The sequence below is a fragment of the Neolewinella agarilytica genome (genome assembly GCF_900110645.1).
Lineage (GTDB): Bacteria > Bacteroidota > Bacteroidia > Chitinophagales > Saprospiraceae > Neolewinella > Neolewinella agarilytica.
Map to the genome: position 1 here is coordinate 18,909 of NZ_FOFB01000004.1, position 24,543 is coordinate 43,451.

27 protein-coding genes are annotated in these 24,543 nt (G+C 53.8%); 18 read left to right on the forward strand and 9 right to left on the reverse strand.

Annotated features, from left to right (window positions below; translation table 11 throughout):
- The first annotated feature begins 258 nt into the window (after positions 1 to 258).
- The 15 genes from rplP (at position 259) to BM123_RS04755 (ending at position 8,712) form a co-directional block, all read left to right on the forward strand.
- On the forward strand, positions 259 to 678 hold the full coding sequence (rplP, locus tag BM123_RS04685) for a 50S ribosomal protein L16 (protein WP_090165818.1): 420 nt from the start codon (positions 259 to 261) through the stop codon (positions 676 to 678).
- Positions 679 to 744: 66 nt separating this feature from the next.
- Positions 745 to 1,005 (forward strand): 50S ribosomal protein L29, encoded by a 261-nt coding sequence (gene rpmC / locus BM123_RS04690; protein ID WP_090165820.1) that lies wholly within the window; start codon positions 745 to 747, stop codon positions 1,003 to 1,005.
- A 54-nt stretch (positions 1,006 to 1,059) separates the two neighbouring features.
- Positions 1,060 to 1,440: a 30S ribosomal protein S17 gene (gene rpsQ / locus BM123_RS24885; RefSeq protein ID WP_406603242.1), complete on the forward strand. Its 381-nt coding sequence runs from the start codon at positions 1,060 to 1,062 to the stop codon at positions 1,438 to 1,440.
- A gap of 24 nt (positions 1,441 to 1,464) precedes the next feature.
- Positions 1,465 to 1,833 (forward strand): 50S ribosomal protein L14, encoded by a 369-nt coding sequence (gene rplN / locus BM123_RS04700; protein ID WP_090165824.1) that lies wholly within the window; start codon positions 1,465 to 1,467, stop codon positions 1,831 to 1,833.
- Positions 1,834 to 1,852: 19 nt separating this feature from the next.
- Positions 1,853 to 2,212 (forward strand): 50S ribosomal protein L24, encoded by a 360-nt coding sequence (gene rplX, locus BM123_RS04705; protein ID WP_090165826.1) that lies wholly within the window; start codon positions 1,853 to 1,855, stop codon positions 2,210 to 2,212.
- Complete coding sequence (gene rplE / locus BM123_RS04710) at positions 2,212 to 2,778, forward strand: 50S ribosomal protein L5 (protein WP_090165828.1); 567 nt, start codon at positions 2,212 to 2,214, stop codon at positions 2,776 to 2,778. Before rplX ends, rplE begins: the two co-directional genes overlap by 1 nt.
- Positions 2,778 to 3,047, forward strand: a complete 270-nt coding sequence (gene rpsN, locus BM123_RS04715; protein WP_090165830.1) for a 30S ribosomal protein S14 — start codon at positions 2,778 to 2,780, stop codon at positions 3,045 to 3,047. Before rplE ends, rpsN begins: the two co-directional genes overlap by 1 nt.
- Before the next feature lie 183 nt (positions 3,048 to 3,230).
- Positions 3,231 to 3,641 (forward strand): 30S ribosomal protein S8, encoded by a 411-nt coding sequence (gene rpsH / locus BM123_RS04720; protein WP_090165832.1) that lies wholly within the window; start codon positions 3,231 to 3,233, stop codon positions 3,639 to 3,641.
- A gap of 86 nt (positions 3,642 to 3,727) precedes the next feature.
- Entirely contained in the window at positions 3,728 to 4,285 is a 558-nt protein-coding gene (rplF, locus tag BM123_RS04725) for a 50S ribosomal protein L6 (protein ID WP_090165834.1), read from the forward strand.
- Positions 4,286 to 4,323: 38 nt separating this feature from the next.
- A complete protein-coding gene (gene rplR / locus BM123_RS04730) occupies positions 4,324 to 4,677 on the forward strand; it encodes a 50S ribosomal protein L18 (RefSeq protein WP_090165836.1) in 354 nt (117 codons plus the stop codon).
- Between the two features lie 11 nt (positions 4,678 to 4,688).
- On the forward strand, positions 4,689 to 5,258 hold the full coding sequence (gene rpsE, locus BM123_RS04735) for a 30S ribosomal protein S5 (RefSeq protein WP_262490443.1): 570 nt from the start codon (positions 4,689 to 4,691) through the stop codon (positions 5,256 to 5,258).
- A gap of 68 nt (positions 5,259 to 5,326) precedes the next feature.
- Positions 5,327 to 5,506: a 50S ribosomal protein L30 gene (gene rpmD / locus BM123_RS04740; RefSeq protein WP_090165838.1), complete on the forward strand. Its 180-nt coding sequence runs from the start codon at positions 5,327 to 5,329 to the stop codon at positions 5,504 to 5,506.
- 167 nt (positions 5,507 to 5,673) lie between these two features.
- On the forward strand, positions 5,674 to 6,120 hold the full coding sequence (rplO, locus tag BM123_RS04745) for a 50S ribosomal protein L15 (RefSeq protein WP_090165840.1): 447 nt from the start codon (positions 5,674 to 5,676) through the stop codon (positions 6,118 to 6,120).
- A gap of 12 nt (positions 6,121 to 6,132) precedes the next feature.
- On the forward strand, positions 6,133 to 7,506 hold the full coding sequence (gene secY, locus BM123_RS04750) for a preprotein translocase subunit SecY (protein ID WP_090165842.1): 1,374 nt from the start codon (positions 6,133 to 6,135) through the stop codon (positions 7,504 to 7,506).
- A 510-nt stretch (positions 7,507 to 8,016) separates the two neighbouring features.
- Positions 8,017 to 8,712, forward strand: coding sequence for a DUF434 domain-containing protein (locus BM123_RS04755; RefSeq protein ID WP_090165844.1), 696 nt, complete (start codon positions 8,017 to 8,019; stop codon positions 8,710 to 8,712).
- Between the two features lie 120 nt (positions 8,713 to 8,832).
- Here BM123_RS04755 and BM123_RS04760 read toward each other — a convergent pair whose 3' ends face one another.
- Positions 8,833 to 10,371, reverse strand: a complete 1,539-nt coding sequence (locus tag BM123_RS04760) for an acyl-CoA carboxylase subunit beta (protein ID WP_090165846.1) — start codon at positions 10,369 to 10,371, stop codon at positions 8,833 to 8,835.
- A 273-nt stretch (positions 10,372 to 10,644) separates the two neighbouring features.
- Here BM123_RS04760 and BM123_RS04765 point away from each other — a divergent pair, with 273 nt between their 5' ends.
- Entirely contained in the window at positions 10,645 to 11,445 is an 801-nt protein-coding gene (locus BM123_RS04765; protein ID WP_090165847.1) for a DUF6503 family protein, read from the forward strand.
- Between the two features lie 441 nt (positions 11,446 to 11,886).
- On the opposite strand, the gene BM123_RS04770 is transcribed toward BM123_RS04765, so the two are convergent.
- Entirely contained in the window at positions 11,887 to 13,377 is a 1,491-nt protein-coding gene (locus BM123_RS04770; protein WP_139211764.1) for a fibronectin type III domain-containing protein, read from the reverse strand.
- Between the two features lie 164 nt (positions 13,378 to 13,541).
- Between BM123_RS04770 and BM123_RS04775 the strand changes: the two genes are divergently transcribed.
- On the forward strand, positions 13,542 to 14,201 hold the full coding sequence (locus BM123_RS04775) for a peroxiredoxin-like family protein (protein ID WP_090165851.1): 660 nt from the start codon (positions 13,542 to 13,544) through the stop codon (positions 14,199 to 14,201).
- A 92-nt stretch (positions 14,202 to 14,293) separates the two neighbouring features.
- On the opposite strand, the gene scpA is transcribed toward BM123_RS04775, so the two are convergent.
- The 4 genes from scpA to BM123_RS04795 form a co-directional block, all read right to left on the reverse strand.
- On the reverse strand, positions 14,294 to 16,444 hold the full coding sequence (gene scpA, locus BM123_RS04780; protein WP_090165853.1) for a methylmalonyl-CoA mutase: 2,151 nt from the start codon (positions 16,442 to 16,444) through the stop codon (positions 14,294 to 14,296).
- A gap of 154 nt (positions 16,445 to 16,598) precedes the next feature.
- A complete protein-coding gene (locus tag BM123_RS04785) occupies positions 16,599 to 18,053 on the reverse strand; it encodes an acetyl-CoA carboxylase biotin carboxylase subunit (RefSeq protein WP_090165855.1) in 1,455 nt (484 codons plus the stop codon).
- Positions 18,050 to 18,907, reverse strand: coding sequence for a methylmalonyl-CoA mutase family protein (locus tag BM123_RS04790; protein ID WP_090165857.1), 858 nt, complete (start codon positions 18,905 to 18,907; stop codon positions 18,050 to 18,052). The genes BM123_RS04785 and BM123_RS04790 overlap by 4 nt, the downstream gene beginning before the upstream one ends.
- Before the next feature lie 64 nt (positions 18,908 to 18,971).
- On the reverse strand, positions 18,972 to 19,475 hold the full coding sequence (locus BM123_RS04795) for an acetyl-CoA carboxylase biotin carboxyl carrier protein subunit (protein ID WP_245748429.1): 504 nt from the start codon (positions 19,473 to 19,475) through the stop codon (positions 18,972 to 18,974).
- Positions 19,476 to 19,608: 133 nt separating this feature from the next.
- On the opposite strand from BM123_RS04795, the gene BM123_RS04800 reads away from it, so the two are divergent.
- The gene (locus BM123_RS04800; RefSeq protein ID WP_090165859.1) at positions 19,609 to 20,847 is read left to right on the forward strand and encodes a BaiN/RdsA family NAD(P)/FAD-dependent oxidoreductase; all 1,239 of its coding nucleotides are present in this window, start codon (positions 19,609 to 19,611) and stop codon (positions 20,845 to 20,847) included.
- Positions 20,848 to 20,881: 34 nt separating this feature from the next.
- On the opposite strand, the gene BM123_RS04805 is transcribed toward BM123_RS04800, so the two are convergent.
- The 3 genes from BM123_RS04805 to BM123_RS04815 form a co-directional block, all read right to left on the reverse strand.
- Positions 20,882 to 22,024, reverse strand: coding sequence for a serine hydrolase domain-containing protein (locus BM123_RS04805; RefSeq protein ID WP_090165861.1), 1,143 nt, complete (start codon positions 22,022 to 22,024; stop codon positions 20,882 to 20,884).
- A gap of 76 nt (positions 22,025 to 22,100) precedes the next feature.
- Positions 22,101 to 22,922: a DUF3298 and DUF4163 domain-containing protein gene (locus tag BM123_RS04810; RefSeq protein ID WP_090165863.1), complete on the reverse strand. Its 822-nt coding sequence runs from the start codon at positions 22,920 to 22,922 to the stop codon at positions 22,101 to 22,103.
- 52 nt (positions 22,923 to 22,974) lie between these two features.
- Positions 22,975 to 24,507 (reverse strand): sodium:solute symporter family protein, encoded by a 1,533-nt coding sequence (locus BM123_RS04815; RefSeq protein WP_090165865.1) that lies wholly within the window; start codon positions 24,505 to 24,507, stop codon positions 22,975 to 22,977.
- Positions 24,508 to 24,543 lie beyond the last annotated feature (36 nt).

Below are 24,543 nucleotides of genomic sequence, written 5' to 3' on the forward strand. Positions count from 1 at the left end.
GGCGAGAGAATAACCGAACAGAAATCATCAAACCCTGGTTTGCGCTGATTTCTACCCCTGGAAGCAGGGCCGTGCGCAACGAGAACTCGTTGACGCGGCCTTGCTTTCTACTTTTGACAACTAAATGGAAAGTTTGCCATGGCAAACTTCCCTATGTCGGAAGAAAATCTTACCTTTGCCCCGCTCTAACGAGGACCTCGGGGAAATTCGGGGCGTAAACGACCGGTTTTTGGGCGTTTATCCACTAAACTTTAAGCAATGTTACAGCCGAAAAGAACTAAATACCGGAAGCAGCAGAAGGGTCGTAATCGCGGCCTTGCGCAGCGTGGTAATAAGGTTGACTTCGGTTCCTTTGGCCTTAAAAGCCTTGGAACGGGACGTATCACCAACCGCCAGATCGAAGCAGCACGTATCGCTATGACTCGTCATATGAAACGTGAAGGTAAAGTCTGGATTCGCATTTTCCCTGATAAGCCTATCACCAGCAAGCCGTTGGAAGTACGTATGGGTAAGGGTAAGGGTGCCCTTGATCACTGGGTCGCTAATGTTCAGCCCGGACGAATTATGTTCGAGCTCGATGGTGTTACCCGGGAAGTAGCTGAAGAAGCTCTTCGCCTGGCAGCCCAGAAGTTACCCGTACTGACCAAGGTGGTTACCCGCCTGGATTACGTAGGCTAACAAGTATATAAACGCTTTTAATAGATGAGTCCGCCGGCTTGCTGCGCGGCATAACAATAAAATCTGATGGCGAGTAATAAATCAGTCGAGTTGGGTAACGCCTCTGACGCAGATCTGCAGGATCAGCTGAATGAGACGACCGTCAGCCTCGAAAAAATGAAATTCGATCATACCGTAAATGGTATCGAAAACCCGCTGCGACTGCGGGAGGTACGTCGAGACATCGCACGTATCAAAACCGAAATTCGTCGCCGTGAGCTGGCTGCTCTCTCTCCGGAGGCTGCCGCAAAGCGGGACCGTATCCTAATCCGTCGTCGTAAAAAGTAAGCGAACATGACCAACGAGGAAAATAAAGAGCAGGAAGGCGGCGTCGTCGAGAACGTGACCGCTGCTGCAGAAACCGTAGCTGAGGCTGCTGGTGAAGTTGTAGGTGCTGCCGTTGAGGCCACCGAAGCTGTTGTTGAAACAGTAACGAACTACTTCGCACCAGAACCGGAAGCTGAGGATACTGGCCGTAATGATCGCAAGACGCGTATCGGTATTGTTGCCAGCAATAAGATGGACAAGACAATCTCCGTTGAGATTCAGCGTCGTCTTCAGCACCCCATTTACGGTAAGTACGTAAAAAAATCAAAGAAGCTCATCGCCCATGATGAGAACAACGAATGCCAGATTGGTGATCTAGTTCGCATCATGGAAACTCGTCCACTGAGCCGCCGCAAGCGCTGGCGTCTGGTAGACGTGATCGAGAAAGCCAAGTAATCTTAATCGTTTAAATAGCTAGACATGATCCAGCAGGAATCACGGTTGCGCGTAGCCGACAACAGCGGTGCTAAAGAAGTACTCTGTATTCGCGTACTGGGCGGCTCGAAGCGCCGCTACGCCAGCATTGGCGACCAGATCGTCGTAACGGTTAAGGAAGCTTCCCCAGGCGGTAACGTCAAAAAAGGCTCTGTATCTCGCGCTGTTGTAGTGCGGACTCGTAAGGAAATCCGTCGTAAGGACGGTTCTTACATCCGTTTTGACGACAACGCCGTAGTTCTCCTCAACGCTAACGAGGAGCCCCGCGGTACGCGCATCTTCGGCCCCGTGGCCCGCGAACTTCGCGACCGCGACTACATGAAGATCGTTTCACTGGCCCCGGAAGTACTCTAGGGCACCAATAATAACTCCAATGGCTAACAAAACCTACAAGGATAAGCAGAAGCGCTTCGCGCCGAAGCTGAAAATCAAGAAGGGAGACATGGTCGTGGTCATCGCCGGTGCCGACAAAGACCGCTCCACGCCCCGTGAAGTCCTTCAGATCCTTCCCTCTGAAAACCGCGCTATCGTAGATGGCGTGAATATTCGCAAGAAGCACCAGAAACCAACGGAAACCGAAGCCGGTGGCATCGTTGAGAAAGCCGCTTCTATTCACATTAGCAACCTGATGCTGGTGGATTCTGATAACCAGCCGACCCGCGTTGGTCGTAAGGCCGGTGACAACGGAAAACTCCAGCGTTTCAGTAAGCGTAACGGAAATATCATCAACTAATGAGCTACACGCCAAGACTTAAGAAAAAGTACGACGAGGAAGTTCGCGACCAACTGAACGAACAGTTTGGCTACGCCAGCACCATGCAGGTACCTCGTTTGCTGAAGATCTGTATCAACCAGGGAGTGGGTAAAGCTACCCAGGACCGTAAGTTGGTAGAGAACGCTGCTAAAGAAATGACCCTCGTGGCTGGCCAGCAGGCTGTCATCACGAAGTCTAAGAAATCTGTCTCTAACTTCCGTCTTCGTGACGATATGGGGATCGGTGCTAAAGTTACCCTTCGCCGTGAGCGGATGTATGACTTCCTGGACCGTCTGATTTCTGCCGCTCTGCCACGTGTACGTGACTTCCGCGGTATCAACGACAAGAGCTTCGATGGCCGTGGTAACTACACCATGGGTATCACGGAGCAGATCATCTTTCCGGAGATCAGCCTCGATGATGTGGCTAACATCACCGGCTACGATGTCACTTTCGTAACCAGTGCTAAGACTGACGCAGAAGCGTTGGCATTGCTGAAGGCCCTCGGTCTTCCATTCAAGAACCAAAATAACACGAACGCGTAATGGCTCGTAAATCACTCATTGCCCGCGAACGCAAGCGGGAGCGCATGGTCGCTAAGTATGCTGAAAAGCGTGCACAGCTGAAGGCCGAAGGAAACTGGGACGAGCTGGATAAGCTTCCCCGTAACTCTAACCCAATCCGTCTCCACAACCGTTGTGGAATTACCGGTCGCCCAAAAGGCTACATGCGTAAGTTCGGTCTTTGCCGGGTAAAGTTCCGGGAAATGGCCCTTGATGGAAAGATTCCAGGAGTCCGTAAGGCAAGCTGGTAAAGAATTCAGGTTGCAGGTTTCATGTGGCAGGTTTCACTACCTCAATGTCTCTCTGCTTCCCAATAACCTGCAATTTGCAACCCGCAACTTGCAAACTGCAACTTGCAACTTGCAACTTGCAACCTTTTATAACAGCTCCGGTAGTTCCCGAAGGGAAAACCACGGAGCGCAATTAATAGCAAAATGGCCGTAACGGACCCAATCGCTGATTATCTGACCCGTATCCGCAATGCGCAGATCGCAGGTCACCGTGTCGTAATCATTCCAGCTTCCAAGACTAAGAAGCGGATGACAGAAATTCTGTACGATCAGGGATACATCCTGAAGTACAAGTTTGACGATGAAGCCGGTAAGGGCAAGCAGGGAGAAATCTCTATCGCTCTTAAGTATGAAAAGGACAGTAAGCGTCCCGTAATTCGTAAGCTCATTCGTGTTTCTAAGCCAGGGCTACGCCAGTACGTTGGAGCTGATGCACTTCCCCGCGTAATTAATGGCCTGGGTATTGCTATCGTTTCTACCTCTCACGGGTTGATGACGGACAAGCAGGCACGCAAAGACAATGTTGGAGGCGAAGTACTTTGCTACGTCTACTAATCAAATTATAACTAACAAAGAATCACGCCTGCAGAAAAGGTTAGACTATCTGGTCGTTTTTCGTAAGGCAATTAAATCAACAGGATATGTCCAGAATTGGCAAGAATCCCATCAGCGTTCCCTCCGGTGTCACTATTGACATCAGCAAGGGGAATCTGGTTACCGTGAAGGGCCCTAAGGGGGAGCTTTCGCAGCAGGTAAACCCCGATCTGGGTGTTAACCTTGAAGATGGAACCCTTACGGTTACCCGTCCTTCTAACAGCAAGCGTCACCGGTCTTTCCATGGCCTGTACCGCAGCCTGATCGCGAACATGATTGTAGGCGTAACCGACGGTTACGAGCTGCAGCTTGAAATCGTAGGTGTAGGTTACCGTGCGGAAAACAAGGGCAACCTGTTGATCCTTACGCTTGGTTTCTCTCACCCTATTTACTTCATGGTTCCCCAGGAAGTGCAGGTAGAAGCCATCAGTGCGAAAGGTAAAGCACCGATCGTTAAACTGACGAGCAACGATAAGCAGCTCATCGGTCAGATCGCCGCTAAGATTCGCGCTTTCCGTAAGCCTGAGCCTTACAAAGGAAAAGGTATCAAATTTGTTGGTGAAGAACTTCGTCGTAAAGCTGGTAAGACAGCTGCTAAGGGCTAGGATCTCTAATTCCCTGACGGGGTAAAAAAAAAGTAGCAATGCAACTCACAAAACTCAAGCGGAGGAAGCGGATTCACAGCCGTGTTCGTAAGAAGATCTCTGGCACGCCGGAGCAGCCACGACTGAACGTCTTCCGTTCTAATAAATATATCTACGCTCAATTGATCGATGACGTCAACGGCGTAACCCTTGCACAGGCCAGTAGCTTTGAAGCTGCCGTTGCTAATGAAGGCAATAAAGCGGAACAGGCGGTTGCGGTAGGCAAGCTCATCGCTGAGCGTGCTACTGCCAAGGGCATCGAAAACGTTCTCTTCGACCGGGGAGGATATTTGTTTCACGGACGTGTTAAGTCCCTCGCTGATGGCGCCCGGGAAGGCGGCCTCAAATTCTAAATAGCACAATAATGGCTGATAACAGAAATTCAGGCGGCGGTCGCAACCGACGCGATAACAATCGCCGAGGTGGTAAAAATGACCAAGGCAACAGTTCTGAACCGGAACTACGCGAAAAGATGGTTGCCCTTAACCGGGTCTCCAAAGTAACTAAAGGTGGACGGACGTTCACTTTCGCTGCCATCGTTGTTGTAGGTGACGGTAAAGGCAAAGTAGGACATGGCATGGGTAAGGCCCGTGACATTTCTGAAGCTATCCAGAAGGCAACGGACACGGCTCGTAAAAGCATGATTAAAGTTCCACTGCACAAGGGTACTATCCCACACGAGCAGCTCGGTAAGTATGGTGCAGGCAAAGTATTGCTCAAGCCCGCTTCTGAGGGTACCGGTGTAATTGCTGGTGGTGCTATGCGTGCTGTACTGGACATCGCAGGTGTTCACAACGTACTGGCCAAGTCACAGGGTTCTTCTAACCCACACAACGTGATCAAAGCCACCATCGATGCACTGAAAAAACTCCGTAGCCCGATGGACATCGCTAAGCAACGGGGTATTTCCATGGAAAAACTGTTTGAAGGGTAAAAGGCACTTCGCTCAGTTTAACTACTGACGTAGCCGATTTCTTCTAATCAGTGTAACAACAAATCAACATGGCTAAGATAAAAATTACCCAGATCAAAAGTGTGATCGACCGCCCGAAGAAACAGAAGGCAACGATCCTGGCCCTTGGTCTTAAGCGAATGCACCAAACCGTTGAACGGGAAAATACCCCCGTTATCATGGGTATGGTGAAGGCAGTAAGCCACCTTGTAAAAGTCGAGGAAGCATAATCCTGTCCGTTAATTATCAATCCCTTTTGGCATCGCGCCTGACAGGGTGACATTAATATGACAGAAAGGCTTGCCTGGTACGTAATTTGCATGGCGCTCCCTGAGCACCTCTTTGCATCCTGCGTCCGCGCCCTGAAAATGCTTCGTCTTTAAAAATAAATTCCATCATGGAACTTAATAATCTCAAACCAGCCGCCGGCGCTACTAAGTCCGGCAAGCGAATCGCTCGCGGACAAGGCTCCGGCCGTGGTGGTACTTCCACCCGTGGACACAAAGGTGCCAAATCCCGTAGTGGTTACAAGCGTAAGCGCGGTTTTGAAGGTGGTCAGATGCCCCTTCAGATGCGTCTTCCTAAGCGAGGTTTCAACAGCCCGAACCGGGTTGCCTACGTTGCTTTCAACCTTGATCGCCTTCAGGCCATCAGTGAGAAGCACGGCCTGACGGAAATCTCTCCGGAAGCACTCTATACTGCCGGCATCATCAAGAAGAACGACCTGGTAAAGGTCCTCGCTACTGGTGAATTGACCGCTAAGCTCACGCTGACCGCTCACGCTGCCTCTGCTTCTGCTAAGGAAGCTATTGAAAAAGCTGGTGGTACTCTTACCATCGCCTAAACTCACTATCCCATGATGAGGTTTTTTGAAACTTTAAAGAACATCTGGACGATCGACGAACTGCGTAAGCGGATTCTGTTCACGCTGCTTCTGATCGCCATTTACCGTTTGGGCTCGTACATCGTACTTCCCGGAGCGGATGTGGTTGCCCTTAAGGCATCCATGGAATCTTCCGGTAGCGCCAATGACCTCCTGGGACTGATCAACCTCTTTACCGGAGGGGCATTCAACAATGCTTCGATTATGGCCCTGGGTATCATGCCCTACATTACGGCCAGTATCATTGTACAGCTGTTGGGCTTTGCCGTTCCTTACTTCCAGAAGCTGCAGAGCAAAGAAGGGGAGTCCGGTCGTAAGCAACTCAGCCAGATCACCCGCGCGCTCACGGTCGCTATTACCCTGGTTCAGGGTGCTGGTTACCTGACTTACATCAAGAGTAACGGCGGTATGTCCTCTATGGTCGATCCTTCCGTTTTCTGGTTGTCTGGTATTGTGATCCTTTCTACGGGTACCATCTTCGCGATGTGGCTTGGTGAGCGGATCACGGACCGTGGTATTGGTAACGGTGTATCTCTCCTGATTACGGTAGGTATTATTGTCGGACTTCCCGCTGCACTCGGTTTCGAACTGCAGTCTAAGTTTGAAAGCGGTGCCCTGCTGGTATTCGTTATTGAAATGCTGGCCTTCTTCTTCGTTACCCTGGTAACGGTGATGGTCGTAACTGGTGTACGGAAAATTCCCCTGCAGTTCGCTAAGCGTTCCGTAGGCCGTGGAGCTTCCGCCGCACCAACAACAACTAACCGCGATTACATTCCACTGAAGGTTAACGCTTCTGGTGTAATGCCGATCATCTTCGCTCAGGCGCTGATGCTGCTGCCCGTAAGCCTTGCCGGCTTCGGTGGCCAGGAAGCACAGACGAGCTGGTTCGTTCAGCAGTTTAACGACTTTACTTCCCCGCTCTACAACATCGTTTACTTCGTAATGGTAGTGGTTTTCACTTATGTCTACACGGCATTGGTAGTGAACCCCGGCCAGTACACGGAGTACCTGCGCCGTCAGAATGCGTTTATCCCCGGTATCCGTGGTGGCGTTGAAACGGAAGAGTACATTGATGCGATCACCAGCCGGATAACCCTTCCGGGTTCTATCATCCTCGGTTTGATTGCCATTCTGCCCGCTATCGCTGCGCGCTTCGGTATCAACCAGGCTTTTGCCATCTTCTTTGGTGGTACTTCCCTGATCATTATGGTTGGTGTTGTATTGGACACCCTGCAGCAGATTGAAAGCTACCTGCTCATGCGTAAGTATGATGGTCTGGTAAAAGACGGTAAGATTGAAGGTCGCAGCGGCGGAAGCCGGATGCAAAGCCTTGGTGCTGACTTCTAATCAGTCTCTACTGACGGGTTTTACTTAAACCCAGATAAACGCCCTTTCCGATGTTTCGGGGAGGGCGTTTGTTATTCTGGGGCTGCTCGCAGCTAAGAGGTTTTCCCGCAGATGAGGAAGGAGGGAGGGGGAAGAGAAGGGCTCTGTTGCGCAGTTTTTTACCACAGATTACTACATATTTTCACAGATTTAGGCACGGATTCAGGTCGCTACGTGATGGTGCTGTTACCGGGAAGAGAAGCGGAAATAGCGAAGACCAAACTTATGAATCCTAAAAATTCTACAAAAATCCTATTAATCCTAATCTATTAGCCTTGGGCCGCTGCGCAGCTATTTAACTACAGATTACCACTGATTGATGCACAGATTACAATCGCTTCGCGACACGGCTGTTTTCGGAAGGAACGGAGGAGATGGATAAGTGTGAAGGGGTATTCTAATTCTATTAATTCTAATCACTATTTTGGAAGACGTAATTTCCTGACCTAATCCACTTATAACCCTTTCCTCATGCCCACCCGAAACCGAGGCCCACATCCCAACGACGCACGCCTCTTCGGCGAAAAGTACCACCCGGCGCTCCGCGCCGCCACGGATGATTTGTGCTGGCTGCTGGGAAGGGGGTACGGAGCGGACTCTGCTCTCCAGCTGGTGGGGAATCGTTACCGCTTGAATAAACGGCAACGAATGGCGGTTGGTCGGTCGTCAGCGTCAGCGGAAGCGGTGGCCAGGAGGAAGGGACGGCAGGTGTTGCTGTCGGAGCTCGCAGGCCGGAGGGTAGCCATCGACGGCTTTAACCTGCTCATCCTGCTGGAGAGTGCTTTCGGTGGCGGACTTGTTTTGCAGGGGCGGGATGGGACTTACCGGGATCTGGCGGGTGTCCACGGAACGTACAAGAACGTGCAGCATACTGTGCCTGCCCTAAAGTTGGTCGGCGAAGCGCTGCGCGAAGCCAGCGAAGTTGTCTGGTATTTCGACGCACCGGTGTCTAACTCCGGCCGGCTTAAAACGATGCTGCGGGAATTATCAGAAGCGGAGGGCTATGGCTGGGAGATATTGTTGGTCAACAATCCGGACAAAGAACTTATCGCCTTACCTGATGAGGTGGTCGTGGTTTCTTCCGACAGCTGGATTCTTGATGATGGGGGAAGCTGGTGTAACCTGGGACGGGAGTTGCTGGGGGAAGGGAAGGGGCTGGAGCTGTAGTTCCCGGTAGTTGTTTTCCGAAGGAGTGGAAGGAGAGGAGGAGTTGGAGGAGAGCATTGCCCCGGCGTTAAGTCTCGACGTATTGATGAAAAGTAACTTTGTAAGCACAAGAAAACAGGACTACAGAGGAATATTCCCATGCTTCCGCTTCGGTCCCTCCACGACCTTATCCTCTAGGATGGCGAAGCCACGGATGAGCTTACGACGCGTCTCCTTCGGCAGGATGACTTCATCGATGAAGCCGCGCTGCGCGGCCCGGTAGGGGTTGGCGAATTTGTCGGCGTATTCGGCTTCTTTCTCGGCGAGTTTGGCGGCGGGGTCGTCGGCGGATTTAATCTCGCGGCGGAAGATGATCTCACTGGCGCCTTTGGCGCCCATGACGGCGATCTCAGCGCCGGGCCAGGCGTAGTTAAGGTCAGCGCCGATGTGCTTGGAGTTCATCACGTCGTAGGCGCCACCGTAGGCCTTGCGAGTGATGACGGTGATGCGGGGCACGGTGGCTTCGCTCAATGCGTAGAGTAGCTTAGCGCCGTTGGTGATGATGCCGCTCCATTCCTGATCTGTGCCGGGCAGGAAGCCGGGAACATCGACGAGGACGAGCAGGGGAACGTTGAAGCAATCACAGGTACGGGTAAAGCGGGCGGCTTTTTTGCTGGATTCTACGTCCAGCACCCCGGCCAGACTCATCGGCTGATTAGCGACGATACCGATGCTCTTGCCCGCCAGGCTGGCGAAGCCGACGACGATGTTGTCGGCGTAGTTTTCGTGGATCTCGAAGAAGGTCTCGTCGTCGATGATACCCCGGATGACATCCCGCATGTCGTAGGGCTGGTTCGGACTTTCGGGCACGATGCCTTCGAGTTGCTCCCGGACCTCTTCGCCCAGCTCATAGGGCAGGGCAGGGGCTTTTTCGCGGTTATTCTGTGGCAGGTAGCTCAGCAGGGTTTTGATTTTGTTGAGGCAGATGACATCGTTAGCTGCCGTGAGGTGGGTGACGCCAGACTTCGTGGAGTGAGCGCTGGCGCCACCGAGTTCTTCGCTGGAGACTTCCTCGTTGGTCACGGTTTTGACTACGTTCGGGCCGGTGACAAACATATAGCTGCTGCCTTCGACCATGACGGTAAAATCGGTCATCGCCGGGCTGTAGACCGCGCCACCGGCGCAGGGCCCCATGATGGCCGAGAGCTGGGGGATGACGCCGCTGGCCTGCACGTTGCGGTAGAAAATGTCGGCGTAGCCGCCGAGCGAACGAACGCCCTCCTGAATGCGGGCCCCGCCGCTGTCGTTGAGGCCAATGAAGGGAGCACCGGTCTTGACGGCCATGTCCATCACCTTGCAGATCTTTTCGGCGTGGGTCTCCGAGAGGGCTCCGCCGAAGACGGTGAAGTCCTGGGCAAAGACGTACACCAGACGGCCACCGATGGTGCCGTAGCCGGTCACTACGCCATCTCCGTAGAAGAGTTGGTCCTGCATGCCGAAGTCGGTGGTTCGGTGGGTAACCAGCGCGCCAATTTCTTCAAAGCTACCGGGGTCAAGCAGTAGGTGGAGGCGCTCACGGGCCGTTAACTTGCCTTTAGCGTGTTGTTTATCAATGCGTTCCTGACCGCCGCCGAGGCGGGCGAGGGACAGCTTTTCTGCGAGATCTTTTTGGTTTTGCATGGTGGTCTTGGCTAGGAGGGTGAAGGTAGTAAAATTGTTGATCGGAATGGGGCTTTAAGGGTAGAGGAAAGTGTCCCTTGTCCATTGCTTTTCAGGAGACTTTCCTCTGCACCCGCGTTTGCGCCCGGAAAATAATCAGGCGCAAACGCAGGTGCGAGGAAGGGGTAAAAAGCAGTGCGGTAAGCCCCCTTACGACACTTCTTCTCAATTAAACGACCAGACACTCAACCTAAGGTGCCCACTTTACGTATCGCCAACAGCAATATCACTACTATGAAAGTTTTAACTACACTTCTTCCGTTTCTTCTCTTAATCCTGACGGCTTGCGGAGACACACCACCCGCTGCGGAGACCACGCCTGAAGCAGAAGCCCCTCCTGCGGCCAGCGAATACCCCGCCGCAATCAGCAAGGTCTTCGCCGCCCACGGCGGAATCGACGCCTGGAAAGAGTTCCGGTCTCTGTCTTACACCATGGGGAGCGGAGATAAAAAGGAAAGCCAGATGCTGGATTTGCACAACCGGCGTGAACTGATTAAGCAAAGCGGAACGACCATCGGCTACGACGGCGAAAAGAGTTGGGTCGTTGCCGAAGGCGAGTATAAAGGGGACCCCATCTTTTACCGTAATCTCATGTTCTACTTCTACGCGATGCCCTGGGTACTGGCGGATCCCGGAATCATTTATGAAGACACGGAGGCCCTGGTTTTTGATGGAGAAACCTTCCCCGGCATCAAGATCAGTTACAACGATGGTATCGGTATCAGCCCCAAAGACAATTACTTCCTGCATTATGAGGAGGCCACCGGTAAAATGCGCTGGCTGGGCTATACCGTTACAGGCCGTACGGGTAAAGCCTCGGATAAGGTGAAGTGGATTGAGTATCCAACCTGGAGTGATCACGGTGGCGTAGAATTACCTGATTCGCTGGTGTGGTATACGCTGGAGGACAATCTGCCGGTCGCTCCGCGTAGTACACGGGTATTTAGTGATGTGCAGATGGGGAAAGAGGCGCCTTCGGATGAGATGTTTTTGATGCCGGAGGGGGCGACGGTGTATGAAGCTGATATGCGATAAGCGATACTTGATAGGCGATATTTGATTGGGCTGCCGCTGTTGGAGGGCTGCTTTGCAGCTGGAGGTTTTCTCACGCAGAGGGACGCAGTGTAGCAGAGGACGCAGAAGGCTGCTTCGCAGCTCTTGGGGTTAACCACAGAGGTGCGCAGAGGTTGACACAGAGGTGCACGGAGAGGCTGCTTTGCAGCTGGAGGTTTTCTCACGCAGAGGGACGCAGAGGGCGCAGAAGGCTGCTTCGCAGCTTTAGGTCAACCACAGATCATCACAGATTTACACCGATTTTGTGCACAGATTATCTTCGCTGCGCGACCGATGTGTTGGGCCTGTCCCGGGAATCCTGTTGCAAGATTTTAAAGATCCAACTCTCCGGTAGGATTCTAAAATTTTCCCATTCTATAATTCTAATCTCTTTTTGGGAGGAGGGCTCAGTCTCTGAAAAAATTACCGCATAATCACCACCCGGCTACTACGTGGTGAAATGCCCGGGCTGTTGGCAATGAGGTAGTATATGCCTGGAGGAAGGTGGGGAGGTAAGTCCAGGGTTGCTTCAGCTGGTTGTCGGTTTGTTTGGAATACTACCCGCCCATTGCCATCCACCAGGCTGAGCTGACTGTTGGCGGCTAAACCGTAAAGCTGGAATTGACGTCCTCCACGGTTCACAACGCGCAGGCTGGTGGTGCCGCTGATCTCCGCCGTGACGACGGAGCTGAAGGTGGTGCTGCCGTCCTGATCGACGATGCGAAGACGATACATATTCGTGCCTTCGAGCGGATCGTCGTCAGTGAACTGGTAATCTGAGGGGTTACCTGCTGCAGGGACGCTGCCAATTTCGCTAAAGGCTGCACTTTCCACTTGCCGTTCAATGACAAAGCGGTCCGTGCCGTTTTCGGAGGCGGTGGCCCAGCTCAGGACGACCTTGTCCTGATCCGTCATCGCAGTGAAAGAGGACAGGCTGACGGGCATGGCGGCGTCCGAGAAGACGCGGCTTTCTCCTGCCGGAGTGTTGAAGGCCTGCAGCTCGGCCCAGATGAAGGCGGAAATGGCGACGTAGTTGTTACGGATGTCTTCGTGGACAATGTTGGGCACTACGAAAGTAGCCGGTGGTTCCTCCTGATAAAGCGCAGCGTAAGTAACCATTGCGGCCAGAAAATAAAGGGTGGCCCGGCCGTGCGGGTCGAGGTCTTCGTAGAGTTCGGTGTACGGTACCTGATTGGCCAGGTTGGTGCCGAAAAGTTTGGCCAGGGTAGGCCCGACGGGGATCATGCGGATATTGAGATCCGGCCGGGAAGCGAGAAGTTGATCGTGATAGTCGATCCACCAATCGTGAAAACCTGCTTGGGTGTAAGTGTTATAAATAGCGAAGTCTGCCGCACTAATGGGATAAGTGGGGGCGGTCATCGGCGGCGGAAATGCCAGGTTGGTCTCCGGCCAGTTTTCGTAAATGAACAACCGCGTGCCGGGTTCTTGTTGTTCTACCCAGTCGACTATGTCATGGGTTGCGCTGATGGGGCTTACTACTTCTGCTCCTTCACCGTAGAAGTAATCGTCTGTCGGGCTTAATTCGTTCTGGATGAAGTTGCCGGCGGTGATCATCACCGAAGTCATATCGGCTTCGGCGAAAGTCTCGTTGTCGATGTCCCAAACGCCGGGAACTATGTCATAGCCCCATTGCGGTTGTACCAGTCCGTTAATGATATTATTGCGGTGGGAGTGTAGAAAACCGTACTGCCCGCCAGCGGCGATGGTGTGGCCGGCTTCCTGAGCGAAGAGTTGGAGCCAGTGAGGGACGGTCGTTTCGTCACTCGGGGTAGCGATTGCAGGCGGACGATGATCAATCAGGCTGTGGCCAAATACGAAGAGACGCTCGTTTTGGCTTTGGGCGAAGAGTAGATGACTGACCAAAATAAGGGGTAGCAGTAAGAGGTGTTTCATGGCAGCACGATTCAATTGAAAGTTGCTGTACAAATATAGGAAATTGCCTCAGTGTCTGTTATTGTGGCCAATTGTCGTGGAACGACTGCACGACTTATTGTGGGGAACAGCAGCTGCGGTAATGCGTTTGAAGGGACATTAACTAACCTGATAAACGATTAACCATGTCATTGACAGATCAATTATTAACTACAAACCAAGCTAACCGGACAAAGATCGATAATGCTCGCTTGTCCATTATGGATAATGCCGTGCAGCAACTCACGGACTCTGGAATTGAGGCGAATACACCTGTAAAGGGAGACACGTTGCCTGCTTTTTCACTCCCGGGGGTTGACGGAAAAACGGTGAGTCTTCAAGAAGTTCTTAACGGCAGAGATTTTGCCGTTGTGTCTTTTTACCGCGGTGGCTGGTGTCCGTATTGCAACCTTGAGCTTCGGGCTTTGCAGCAGACCTTGCCCGAATTGAAAGAACTTAATGCTGCCCTGGTTGCGATCACTCCGGAAACACCTGACAACAGCCTTACGACTTCAGAGAAAAACGAGCTGGCATTCCCGGTACTTAGCGACCTTGGAAACGTCTATGCCAGAGAGTTGGGCCTGGTTTTCTCCTTACCGGCAGATTTGCGGGAGGTATACGACGGCTTCGGTATTGATCTGAAGAAGAATAACGGAGATGACCTTTATGAGCTCCCTTTACCGGCGACTTTCGTCATTGACGCGGACGCAAATATTCTGCTCGCGTTTGCGCCGGCGGATTATACGAAGCGGCTTGACCCCGCGGACATCCTTCAGGTGTTACGGGAGCATTCTGTTCCTGCATAGGTTGCAGATCAATCTCCGTTGAGAAAACTGATCGCCATAAACTCATTCCGGGTTTATGGCGATTTTTATTTGCCATTCCGTTGGAGTAAGTTCTATTCCGGTGGTAGCATAATCTCTAAAATGGCTACTGCTGCTTTAGCGATCACGGTTCCCGGGCCGAAGATGGCGGCTACGCCAGCCTCATAGAGGAAAGGATAGTCCTGTTCGGGAATGACACCTCCGGTGACGACCATGATGTCTTCTGCGCCGAATTCTTTCAGGGCAGCGATAGCTTTTGGGACGAGTGTTTTGTGCCCCGCAGCAAGGGAGGAGATACCCAGAATGTGAACGTCATTTTCCACGGCGGAGCGGGCAGCTTCTTCCGGGGTCTGGAAAAGCGGGCCAACGTCTACGTCGAAGCCAATGTCAGCAAAGCTGGAGGCAATAACCTTCGCGCCACGGTCGTGCCCATCCTGGCCGAGTTTGGCGACCATGATGCGGGGCTGGCGGCCGTATACTTCGGCGAAGCGGGCGGTGAGGTCACGGGCCGTCTGGAAGTCGTCGTTGCGTTTCATTTCGTTGGCGTAGGTTCCACTGATGAGTCGGTTGGTGGCCCGGTAGCGGCCGAAGGCACTCTCCAAAGCTTCAGAAATTTCCCCGAGGGTGGCCCGGGCGCGGGCAGCGTGGACGGCGGCCTGAAGGAGGTTTTTGCCGGGGGAGAGGTTTTTCGCACACTGCCGTAAAGCTTCCAATGCACCTGCGGCCGCGCCCTCATCCCGCTCCGCCTTCACTTGTTGAATGCGCGCAATCTGGGACTCCCGGACGGCTTTGTTATCAACTTCCAGCACTTCAATTTTCTCCTCTTCTTCCAGATTGGGAAACAGGTTGACGCCGATGATTTTGTCCGTGCCGCCATCAATACGGGCCTGTTTTCTGGCCGCAGCTTCCTCAATCTTCAGCTTCGGGAAACCCTGCTCAATGGCTTTGGCCATGCCTCCCATTTCTTCGATTTCCTCAATCAGGGTCCAGGCACGGTCGGCCAGGTCAGCAGTGAGTTTTTCGACGTAATAGCTGCCCGCCCAGGGGTCGACTACCCGGGTAATGCCGGTGTCTTGCTGTAAATATTTCTGGGTATCGCGTGCAATCTTCGCCGAAAAATCGGTGGGTAGGGCGATAGCCTCGTCCAGAGAATTGGTGTGCAGCGACTGCGTTCCACCAAAAACAGCCGCGATTGCTTCCACCGTTGTGCGGGCGATATTGTTGAAGGGGTCCTGAGCGGTGAGCGACCAGCCGGAGGTCTGGCAATGCGTCCGCAAAGCCATTGATTTGGGGTTCTGGGGCTCGAATTTTTTTACAATCCGGGCCCACAGCAGGCGCGCCGCCCGCAGTTTGGCGATCTCCATGAAGTGGTTCATCCCGATGCCCCAAAAGAAGCTCAGGCGGGGGGCAAAGTCATCAATTTTAAGCCCGGCTGCGATTCCGGTTCGGATGTATTCCAGGCCATCGGCCAGGGTGTAGGCCAGCTCGATGTCCGCACTCGCCCCAGCCTCATGCATGTGGTAACCGCTGATGCTGATGCTGTTGAATTTGGGCATGTGTTGAGAAGTATACTCGAAAATATCCCCAATAATACGCATCGACGCAGCTGGCGGATAGATGTAGGTATTCCGCACCATGAATTCTTTCAGGATGTCGTTTTGGATGGTGCCGGAGAGCAGCTTTTGGTCAACGCCCTGCTCCTCTGCCGCCACGATGAAGAAGGCCATGATGGGCAGCACCGCGCCGTTCATGGTCATGGAGACGGACATCTTATCCAGCGGAATCTGATCGAAGAGCATCTTCATATCCTCCACGGTGTCAATGGCTACGCCGGCCATGCCGACATCCCCCGGTACCCGGGGATGATCAGAGTCGTAGCCCCGGTGGGTAGCCAGGTCGAAAGCGACGGAAAGTCCCTTTTGCCCCTGGGCCAGGTTCCTCCGGTAAAAAGCATTGGATTCCTCCGCCGTGCTAAAGCCGGCGTATTGGCGGATCGTCCAGGGCCGTACGGCATACATACTCGAATAGGGACCGCGCAGATAGGGCGGGATGCCCGCTACGTAGCCGAGGTGATCAACGTCGGCCAGGTCGTCTGCCGTGTAAACGGGACGGATGGGGATGCCTTCGGGGGTGTCGATTCTCGATTCTTGATTCTCGATTTTCGATTCTCGATTTGCCTCGCTCACGCGCCGAAAAGGAATTTTGCCGAAATCAATCTCTTTCATGCTAATCAATTAAAAAATCTGTGCCCTAATCTGTGTGAATCCGTGATAATCTGTGGTTAAATTAAAGCTGCGCAGCAGCCTCTCCGTGCACCTCTGTGTCAACCTCTGCGCACCTCGGTGGTTAACCCCCAAGAGCTGCGCAGCAGCCTCCCTTTTAAACCGGCACACTCAAGGTCTTCAACGCCTCGGTAAACAGTCGCGCGCCCACCGCTGCCGCAATGGCTTCTTCCCGATGCTGATCCGCCAGAATAGCTTCCGGAGAATAGTGCTCCTTCACAAAGCCCGTATCAAAATGGCCGCTAATGAAGGCTTCATGATTAACCACAAAGCGACCAAAAGACAAGGTCGTTTCAATGCCCTTAATGTGGTAATCATCAATGGCCTGCCGCATGCGTTGCAGCGCCTCATCCCGGGTAGCACCGTAGGTGATGAGTTTGGCGATCATGGGATCATAATAGATGGGGACGTCCATCCCTTCTTCGAAGCCATCATCAACGCGGATGCCGTCGCCCGTGGGAATTTTGTAAGTCTCCAGATTACCAATACTCGGCAGGAAATTATTGAGCGGATCCTCGGCGTATACCCGCAGCTCAATGGCGTGGCCCTTGATCGTCAGGTCTTCCTGCCGGATGCTCAGGACTTCGTTTCTGGCCACACGAATCTGTTGTTCCACCAGGTCGACGCCTGTAATCAGTTCCGAGACAGGGTGCTCCACCTGCAGGCGGGTGTTCATTTCGAGGAAATAGAAATTCCCTTGTCCGTCGAGTAGAAATTCAACGGTGCCAGCGCCAGAGTAATCGCAGGCTTTAGCGACTTTCACGGCAGCTTCTCCCATGCGGTCCCGCAAATCCTGCGGGAAGGTGCCCCCACTTAGGGGGACGGCAGGGGCTTCCTCAACGACCTTCTGGTGTCTTCGCTGCACACTACATTCCCGCTCGAAGAGGTGAATGACGTTGCCGTGGTTGTCCGCCAGTACCTGAATTTCGATGTGGCGCGGCTGGGTGACGTACTTCTCAATGAAGACGGACCCATCGCCGAAGGCGGAGGTTGCTTCGCTGATGGCGCGTTCCATGCCTTCGCGCAGACCTTCGCGGTTTTCGACGATCCGCATGCCCTTACCGCCGCCGCCGGCGGCGGCTTTGATCAAAATCGGATAGCCGACTTCATCGCCGATCTTAGCGGCTAGCTCTACGTCGGTGATCGCTTCTTCGATACCCGGTACCATCGGAATGTCGTAGTCCGCTACCGCTTCTTTAGCCGCCAGTTTGTTCCCCATCACCTCGATGGCGTGCGGCTTTGGGCCGATGAAGGTGATGCCGACAGCTTCTACTTTTTGGGCAAATTCAGCGTTCTCGCTCAGGAAGCCGTAGCCGGGGTGGATGCCATCGGCGCCCGTGTCTTTGGCGGCCTGGATGACTTTGTCCATCACGAGGTAAGACTGGTTGGAAGGGGCGGGGCCGAGCAGTACGGCCTCGTCCGCAAAGCGTACGTGGGGTGCGCCCCGGTCTACTTCCGAAAATACGGCTACCGTCTTAATGCCCATCCGCTTAGCGGTACGCATTACTCTCAGGGCGATTTCGCCGCGGTTGGCGATGAGGATCTTTTTCATTTGGATACTAATTGCTGAAACTCGGCCCAGATCTTGCGGGCGAAAGTGTCGGTCAGGGCTTCGATGTAGTAGCTGCCGGCGGCGGGGTCGGCAACGCGGTGGAGGTAGGCTTCTTCGCGAAGAACGTTCTGGACGTTGCGGGCGACGCGGCGTTCAAAGCTACTGTCATCTTCTCCGATGCTGGGTTCAATGATCAGGATGTCGGCTCCGCCGATAATGGCGGCCATGGCCTGGCTGGTGTTCTTTATCTTTTGGTAGTCTGCGTTTTCGTCGGTGGCTTTGATCATCACGCCGATTTCGCAATCCGTTGGCAGACCGTGCTCGTGGTTAATCTGCTGCAGGCAGAGCCGGACGGCGCGGAGGAAGGCGATGGAGTTGAAATAGTCGTCAGTGATGGTGAGCCAGATGCGGGGATTGGGCCGAGGGGTTTCCGCCTGCACCTTCAGGTATTCCCGGACGTCCTCTCTGGAGTAGGCTCTATTTCCTTCTGCGTTCAAATCGAAGAAGGCATAGTCGATGATGTCAACCAGAATTCCCGTAAGAAGATCTTCTTGCTCTTTTGGTTCAATACTCCCAGGGTAATCAAACCGAAGGAAATTTGCTCCGCCCATCAGGGCTTCCAGTGCAAGGGAGTTGCTCTCTTTGATGGAAGAAAAGGGAATTCGGACGCCGATTTTCCAGTCGCGGGAAGAAGCAACTTCATTCCCGTTCGACGGGCGATCTTCATGGTGCCAAAAGGGCGTAAACGTTTCCCCTTCCACATCCCAGTTGAGGCTATCCAATGGTTTGCCCTTCAGGTCTTTTTCGACCTTGGCGAGCCATTCCGTTTTGGTGATGTTGGAAAATTCTTGCATGATGTTTTGATAGCGCGCCTGGAAGGCGCTTTGGCCGGTCGTTTACGGAGCAAGCGTGCGGCGGTTACTCAATCTCGATGAGGAGTTGCCGTTTTTCGACAGCTTCACCCTTCGTTACTTTGATGGATTTGACCGTCCCGTCTCCTTCGGATTTGAGGACATTTTCCATCTTCATCGCTTCGAGGATGAGTAGGGGTTTGCCGGCTTCGACGGTATCGCCTTCGGCGATCATGACGTCAAGTACAAGGCCGGGCATGGGGGCGATGGCGTCCTTGCTTTTGGTATTCTCGACGGTGGAGAAGCCAAGTTTTTGAACGAGGAGATCGACTTCGTCGCTGAGGGCAAGATCGTGCTCGCGGCCGTTGATCGTCAGGGCGACGGTTTTTGCGGCCAGATCGATGTCCCGAAGGGTGATGGCAAAGTTCTTGCCTTCGTGAAGCAGGTTCCACTGCCGGTGGCCGGTGGGCACGAGATCCAGTGCAGCGAGTTGATCGCTGGTCAGAGGGTAGTCGCGGCCGTTGGTGGTAATTTGGTAGTTGATCATGGTGGTGGTGGGCGAGGTTGGCAAAGTAAGGAAAATTTGGGGAGATGTTGGGCGATAAACGCAGGTGCGGAGAAGGTTAAGGGAGCAGTGTGCTGCTTGCGCGGGCTTTAGTCCGCAGAAGCAGGCTTATTTTTGCGGCCTAAACAAGCAATGACTTTTGAGCAAACGTAAAACATCGACGACCCTCGTCATCGGCGGCGGCGCCGCCGGTTTCTTCTCCGCTATCCGCCGGGCGGCGGTGCACCCGGAGGAGGACATCACCATTCTGGAGCGGGGGAAGAGCGTGCTGGAGAAAGTCCGGATCAGCGGCGGCGGCCGCTGCAACGTCACGCATGGCTGCTGGGAGCCACGCGAGCTGTCAAAGTTTTACCCCCGGGGGGAACGGGAATTGCTCGGGCCCTTTAACCAATTTGCCTGCGGAGACACCATGGGCTGGTTCGGTGACCGGGGTGTGGAGCTGAAGATTGAAGAGGACGGACGGGTATTCCCGGTTACGGATTCTTCCCAGACGATCATTGACTGTCTTTGGAACACAGCGAAGAGGAGTGGCGTGAAGGTGATGACGAAGTGTCGGGTGTCGGAAATCCTGGCTCCTTCAACGTCCCTTGCACCTGCGGCATCGCCCCAATGGACCGTCAAAGCTGGTGAGCATACCTTCCGCGCCGATCGCCTCATTGTTACTTCCGGCAGCAACCCCGCTGTCTGGAAAATACTGGAAGGGCTGGGCCATACCGTAGTGCCTCCCGTTCCGTCGCTGTTTGCATTTGATACCAAAGACACCCGCCTTCGGGGCCTTTCCGGAGTGAGTCTTCCCTGGGCGCAGTTGGCCATTAATGATGATAAACTGAAGGCGGAAGGTCCGCTGCTCATTACCCACCGGGGCCTCAGCGGACCGGCGGTTCTGCGCCTTTCCGCCTGGGGTGCCCGCCGGCTGGCACCGCGTAAGTACAACTTTACGCTAACCGTGAACTGGCTCGCTATGCGCCCCGTCGACGTGGAAAAACAGCTCGACGAGCTTAAGATGTCTGACGCAAAGCGCCAGATCACTACCCGGGCCAGCTTCGATTTGCCCATCCGACTCTGGAAATCACTGGTCTCCGCCGCCGGCATCCCTGACGATCAGCAATGGTCTCAACTCAGCAAAAAACAACGGGCTGCCCTTACGGAGCAGCTCACCAGCGCACGCTTCCACATTACGGGCAAGTCTACCAATAAAGATGAGTTTACTACCGCTGGTGGTGTTGACTTGCGCGAGGTTGACTTCAAATCTTTCCGGAGTAAAATACACCCGACGCTTTTCCTGGCCGGCGAAGTACTGGACATTGACGCCATCACCGGTGGCTTCAATTTTCAGGCTGCCTGGACGGGGGGCTGGCTGATTGGGGAAGGGGAGTGAGTAAGTTTGATAGTAATGGTAGTATGATAGTAGGTTATTTCCCCCGAATCACCTTGCCCATTTCTGTTACCAGTGCCTCGGGCCGGAAATTAGTGATGCCTCCGTTGGTCAATACACAGATGATGAGCGGATCCTGCGCGTCCCGATACAGGCGTACGTGCGTGCGGGAGCCCCGGGCAGAACCACTGTGTTCTGCAACCGGAACACCATCCATTTCTCCCAGCCGCCAGGAGATGCCGTAGGGTGATTCTGAATCGGGCGCGAGTCGTTTCCAAAGGCGATTCTCCCGGGTGTCCGCATCGACAATGCGACCGACGTTGATCAGGTGCGTAAAGCGGGCAATGTCAATGGCGTTGGCTTCAATACCTCCGCCGAATACCTTCCAGCTGTTCTCTTCGTAGTTGATCTCGTTTCCGGCATTACCGTAGATGGAGACGCGATGGGGGTTCGGGCGTAGTTCTTTTTCCCGATACATGACCCTCACGCTGGGGAGTTGGTAGGCGTCCGCAATTTCTTCTTCTACCAGCCGGGCAACAGGTCGTCGGGTTACCTTTTCCAAAACGGCCCCGAGGTAGGTGAAGGCGTGGGTGGAGTAGTTGTAGTTATGCCCAATGGTGCATCCTGAAAGCGTAGGGTCATTGTTGAGTTGCTTTGCGGCAGCGGCAGCCGTAGCGAAATGACCATCGGGTGTGGAGCTGCCGCCGTAGTGAGGTACGCAGCCCAGGTGAGCGGTTAATTGGGCAACCGTATGGGTATGGCCATTGGCGGGTAGATCGATGTAATCCCGGGTAGGCTTAGAAAGGTCGAGATTAACGATAGTCTCGTCTCTGAGCTGGCCTTCGGCTTCGAGCTTTGCCGCCAGGGTGCCACCGAAGAGTTTACTGATGGAGGCTAGCAGATATACAGATTCTCCGGTAGCGGGTTTTGCGGTCGCTACGTCCGCCATACCAAACCCACCACTATACACAAGCTTGCCTTTTCGCATGATGGCTACGGAGAGCGCGGGGATGCCGTTATTGGTGCGGTACTCTGCGGCAAGGGCCTCAATTTGTTCCTTTTGGGGGAACAAGGCGGTAGCGACCGGTACCTGATCAGCAGGCGCCTGGCTGAGCGCTGCCGGCCGGTTGCAGCCCGGCACAAAAATCAGAAGGAAAGCAAGTAGTAGGAGGTGGCGCATGGTAGTGTATTGTACCGCCGACTTCAGTCGGCGGATCTAATGCATCCGCCGGCTGAAGTCGGCGGTACAAACGGGACTAAATACCCAAAAGGCTACGGGCATTATCCGAAAGATAGTCTCTGGCGACGTCATAGGGCAACACAATTTCTATTTCTCCGTCTGCGTAGGACCCAATTTCATAAGGTGGATAGTTGAACACGAGACCTTCGGCGGTGAAGCCTACATTTTCCGTGGGGTAGATGTCTTCGGATTTGAATTCAGACCATTGACTGAGCACCTCGGTCAGTTGATCTTTAGCGTCGGGGCGGAAAAGATCGGTGAAGTGAATTTCTTTGCCCTCTTTCAGGTCGAAGCTCTGCAGAACGGTATAGTAGTTGCCATGGGCGCCGCCCGTAAAATAGTAGTGATTGGTGGCCAGGGTGAGAATTCGGTCGTTTTGGTGGGTAACGGCGGTAGTGAAGCGGTGGTCTTGCTCGTAGGCGGAGGGCATGTCTTTTACCAAATCTGGCTCTACTTCCTGCTGGCCATAAGCTTTGATGCGCGACTTTACAAAGGCCTGGATCGTCCGCCGTAGGTCCGTCACCCGCATAGGAGCGTCCTCACCCACGATGGCACGGCCCAGGGCAGTATTGATGATGGCATTGAGTTGGTCATTTTCAAAATTGGCTTCAAAACTGGAAACTTCATAAAAGGCCATGGGAGACTCTTCCTGGCCGGGCATCAAAGCAAGCGAATCAGCCATGAAAATGGCCGTGAGAAATTCATGCTGGGGAGGGGCTTGTTCATTCTCAGCGCGCATCTTTTCTTCCGGAAGGAGCGTAGGAATGGCCTTACTGTCTGTACTTTCGGATGATTGGCAGGCGAAGCAGCAGACAACAAGAAGCGTCAAATATTTCATGGGCGGGCTTTTGCCGAAGATCGACAAAATTTTGCACCTGCGCTTTGTCGCCCTAAACTTCCCCTCTGCCCGTCGACACCCGACTCACCAGGAGAATACTCCCCAGCCCACACAACATGGCTAGCGTGCGAAACGGGAAATCCACTGGGTAGGGGAGAAAAGCGGGTAGGCCTAGCGTAGCTTCTCCGCCACCAAACCGAAGGAAAGCGGCTACCAGAAATCCGGTAATGGCACCATATTTATTCGCTTTAGGATCGAATAGTGCACAAACCAGCGCAGGGAAAAGGAGGCAGTACACGAAATCGGAACACAGCACCCAAAGATCATAGACGCTTTCTACCTGCAGGGCGATGAGGGTAGCCGCCACACCCGTAATCCAGATGCAACGTTGGATGAGTTTTGCCAGCTTACTGTCGGGCAAACCCGGGTCTACCAGTGGTCGATAGACGTTCCAGATGCCCATGCTGGAGGCGGAGAGCACGCTGCTGTCCACGCTTGACATTACGGCCGCCGCTACGGCGCCCAACCCGATGAGGGAAACCCAGGGATTAGTCAGATAGCGTACCACCCAGGGTAGGGTAGCGCTGGCGTCTGGCGGAGCACCCGCTTCGATCATCGTCCAGTCTGCCGTTGCCGAAACCATGCCGATAATCACTGGTGCGATGGCGGCCATGAGGCAAATTCCTCCGGCAATGATACTGAGCCAGATGGCTGTCTTTTCGTCTCTTGCCGCCAGCACGCGCTGAAAGTACACCTGCCAGGGGATGCCGCCAAAAATCAACAGGAGGGCATAGTCCCACCACAGCCAATAGTCATTACCCAATGCTTCGCGGCTGGGGAGAAAACTGGCGGCAGCGCCGAATTTTTCGCCATAAGCGGTGTAGGTAGCAGACCAACCTCCGCCGTAGTCCAGCGCAAAAGGTACGATGATGGCCAGCCCGATGAGTAGGATAATCATCTGTAATACATCGGTCAGCGCAACGGCCCAAAGCCCGCCGAGAGCCGTGTAGGCTACGGCGATGGCGGCTGAGAGGATGATGGCTGTTTGCAGGTCAATGCCGAGTACCGTAGCGAAGGTGGCACCAAGAGCGGTGAGGATGGTGGCGGTCCAGAATAGCTCTCCGGTCAATGCGGGAAGAAAAAGTACAGCGGTTACTTTTTTACCGTACTTTTCTTCCAGCGGGTCGAGCATCGTGCGGTAACGCCGCCGGCGCATTGTCCGGGCAAAAAACAAACCGCCAATGACGAGCGATAGCGCATAACCCCAGGGAGCTTGTACCCAAACGAGTCCACTCTCCGCAGCGGCCTGAGCCGTTCCATTGATGAAGCCGCCTCCCACCCAGGTAGCGCTCATCGTGAAAATGGCGACCCAGATGGGAAGGTTTCTACCGGCCAACATCAGCCCGTCAGCGTCGTTTTCTTCTCCTTTTTTCTTTCTGGCGGCCCGGGCGCCAACGTAATATATCGCTGCATAAAAGACAGATACGGAGGCAAAAGCCGGCCAGTCGACGTCCTGTTCCGTAAAGAAAAAGAGGTAGCTGGCCGCCAGACCGAGCATCGTCAATAAAAGGAGGAGTGGACGCATGAGGTAGAGGGTTGAACGGCCGCTAGCACTTTTACG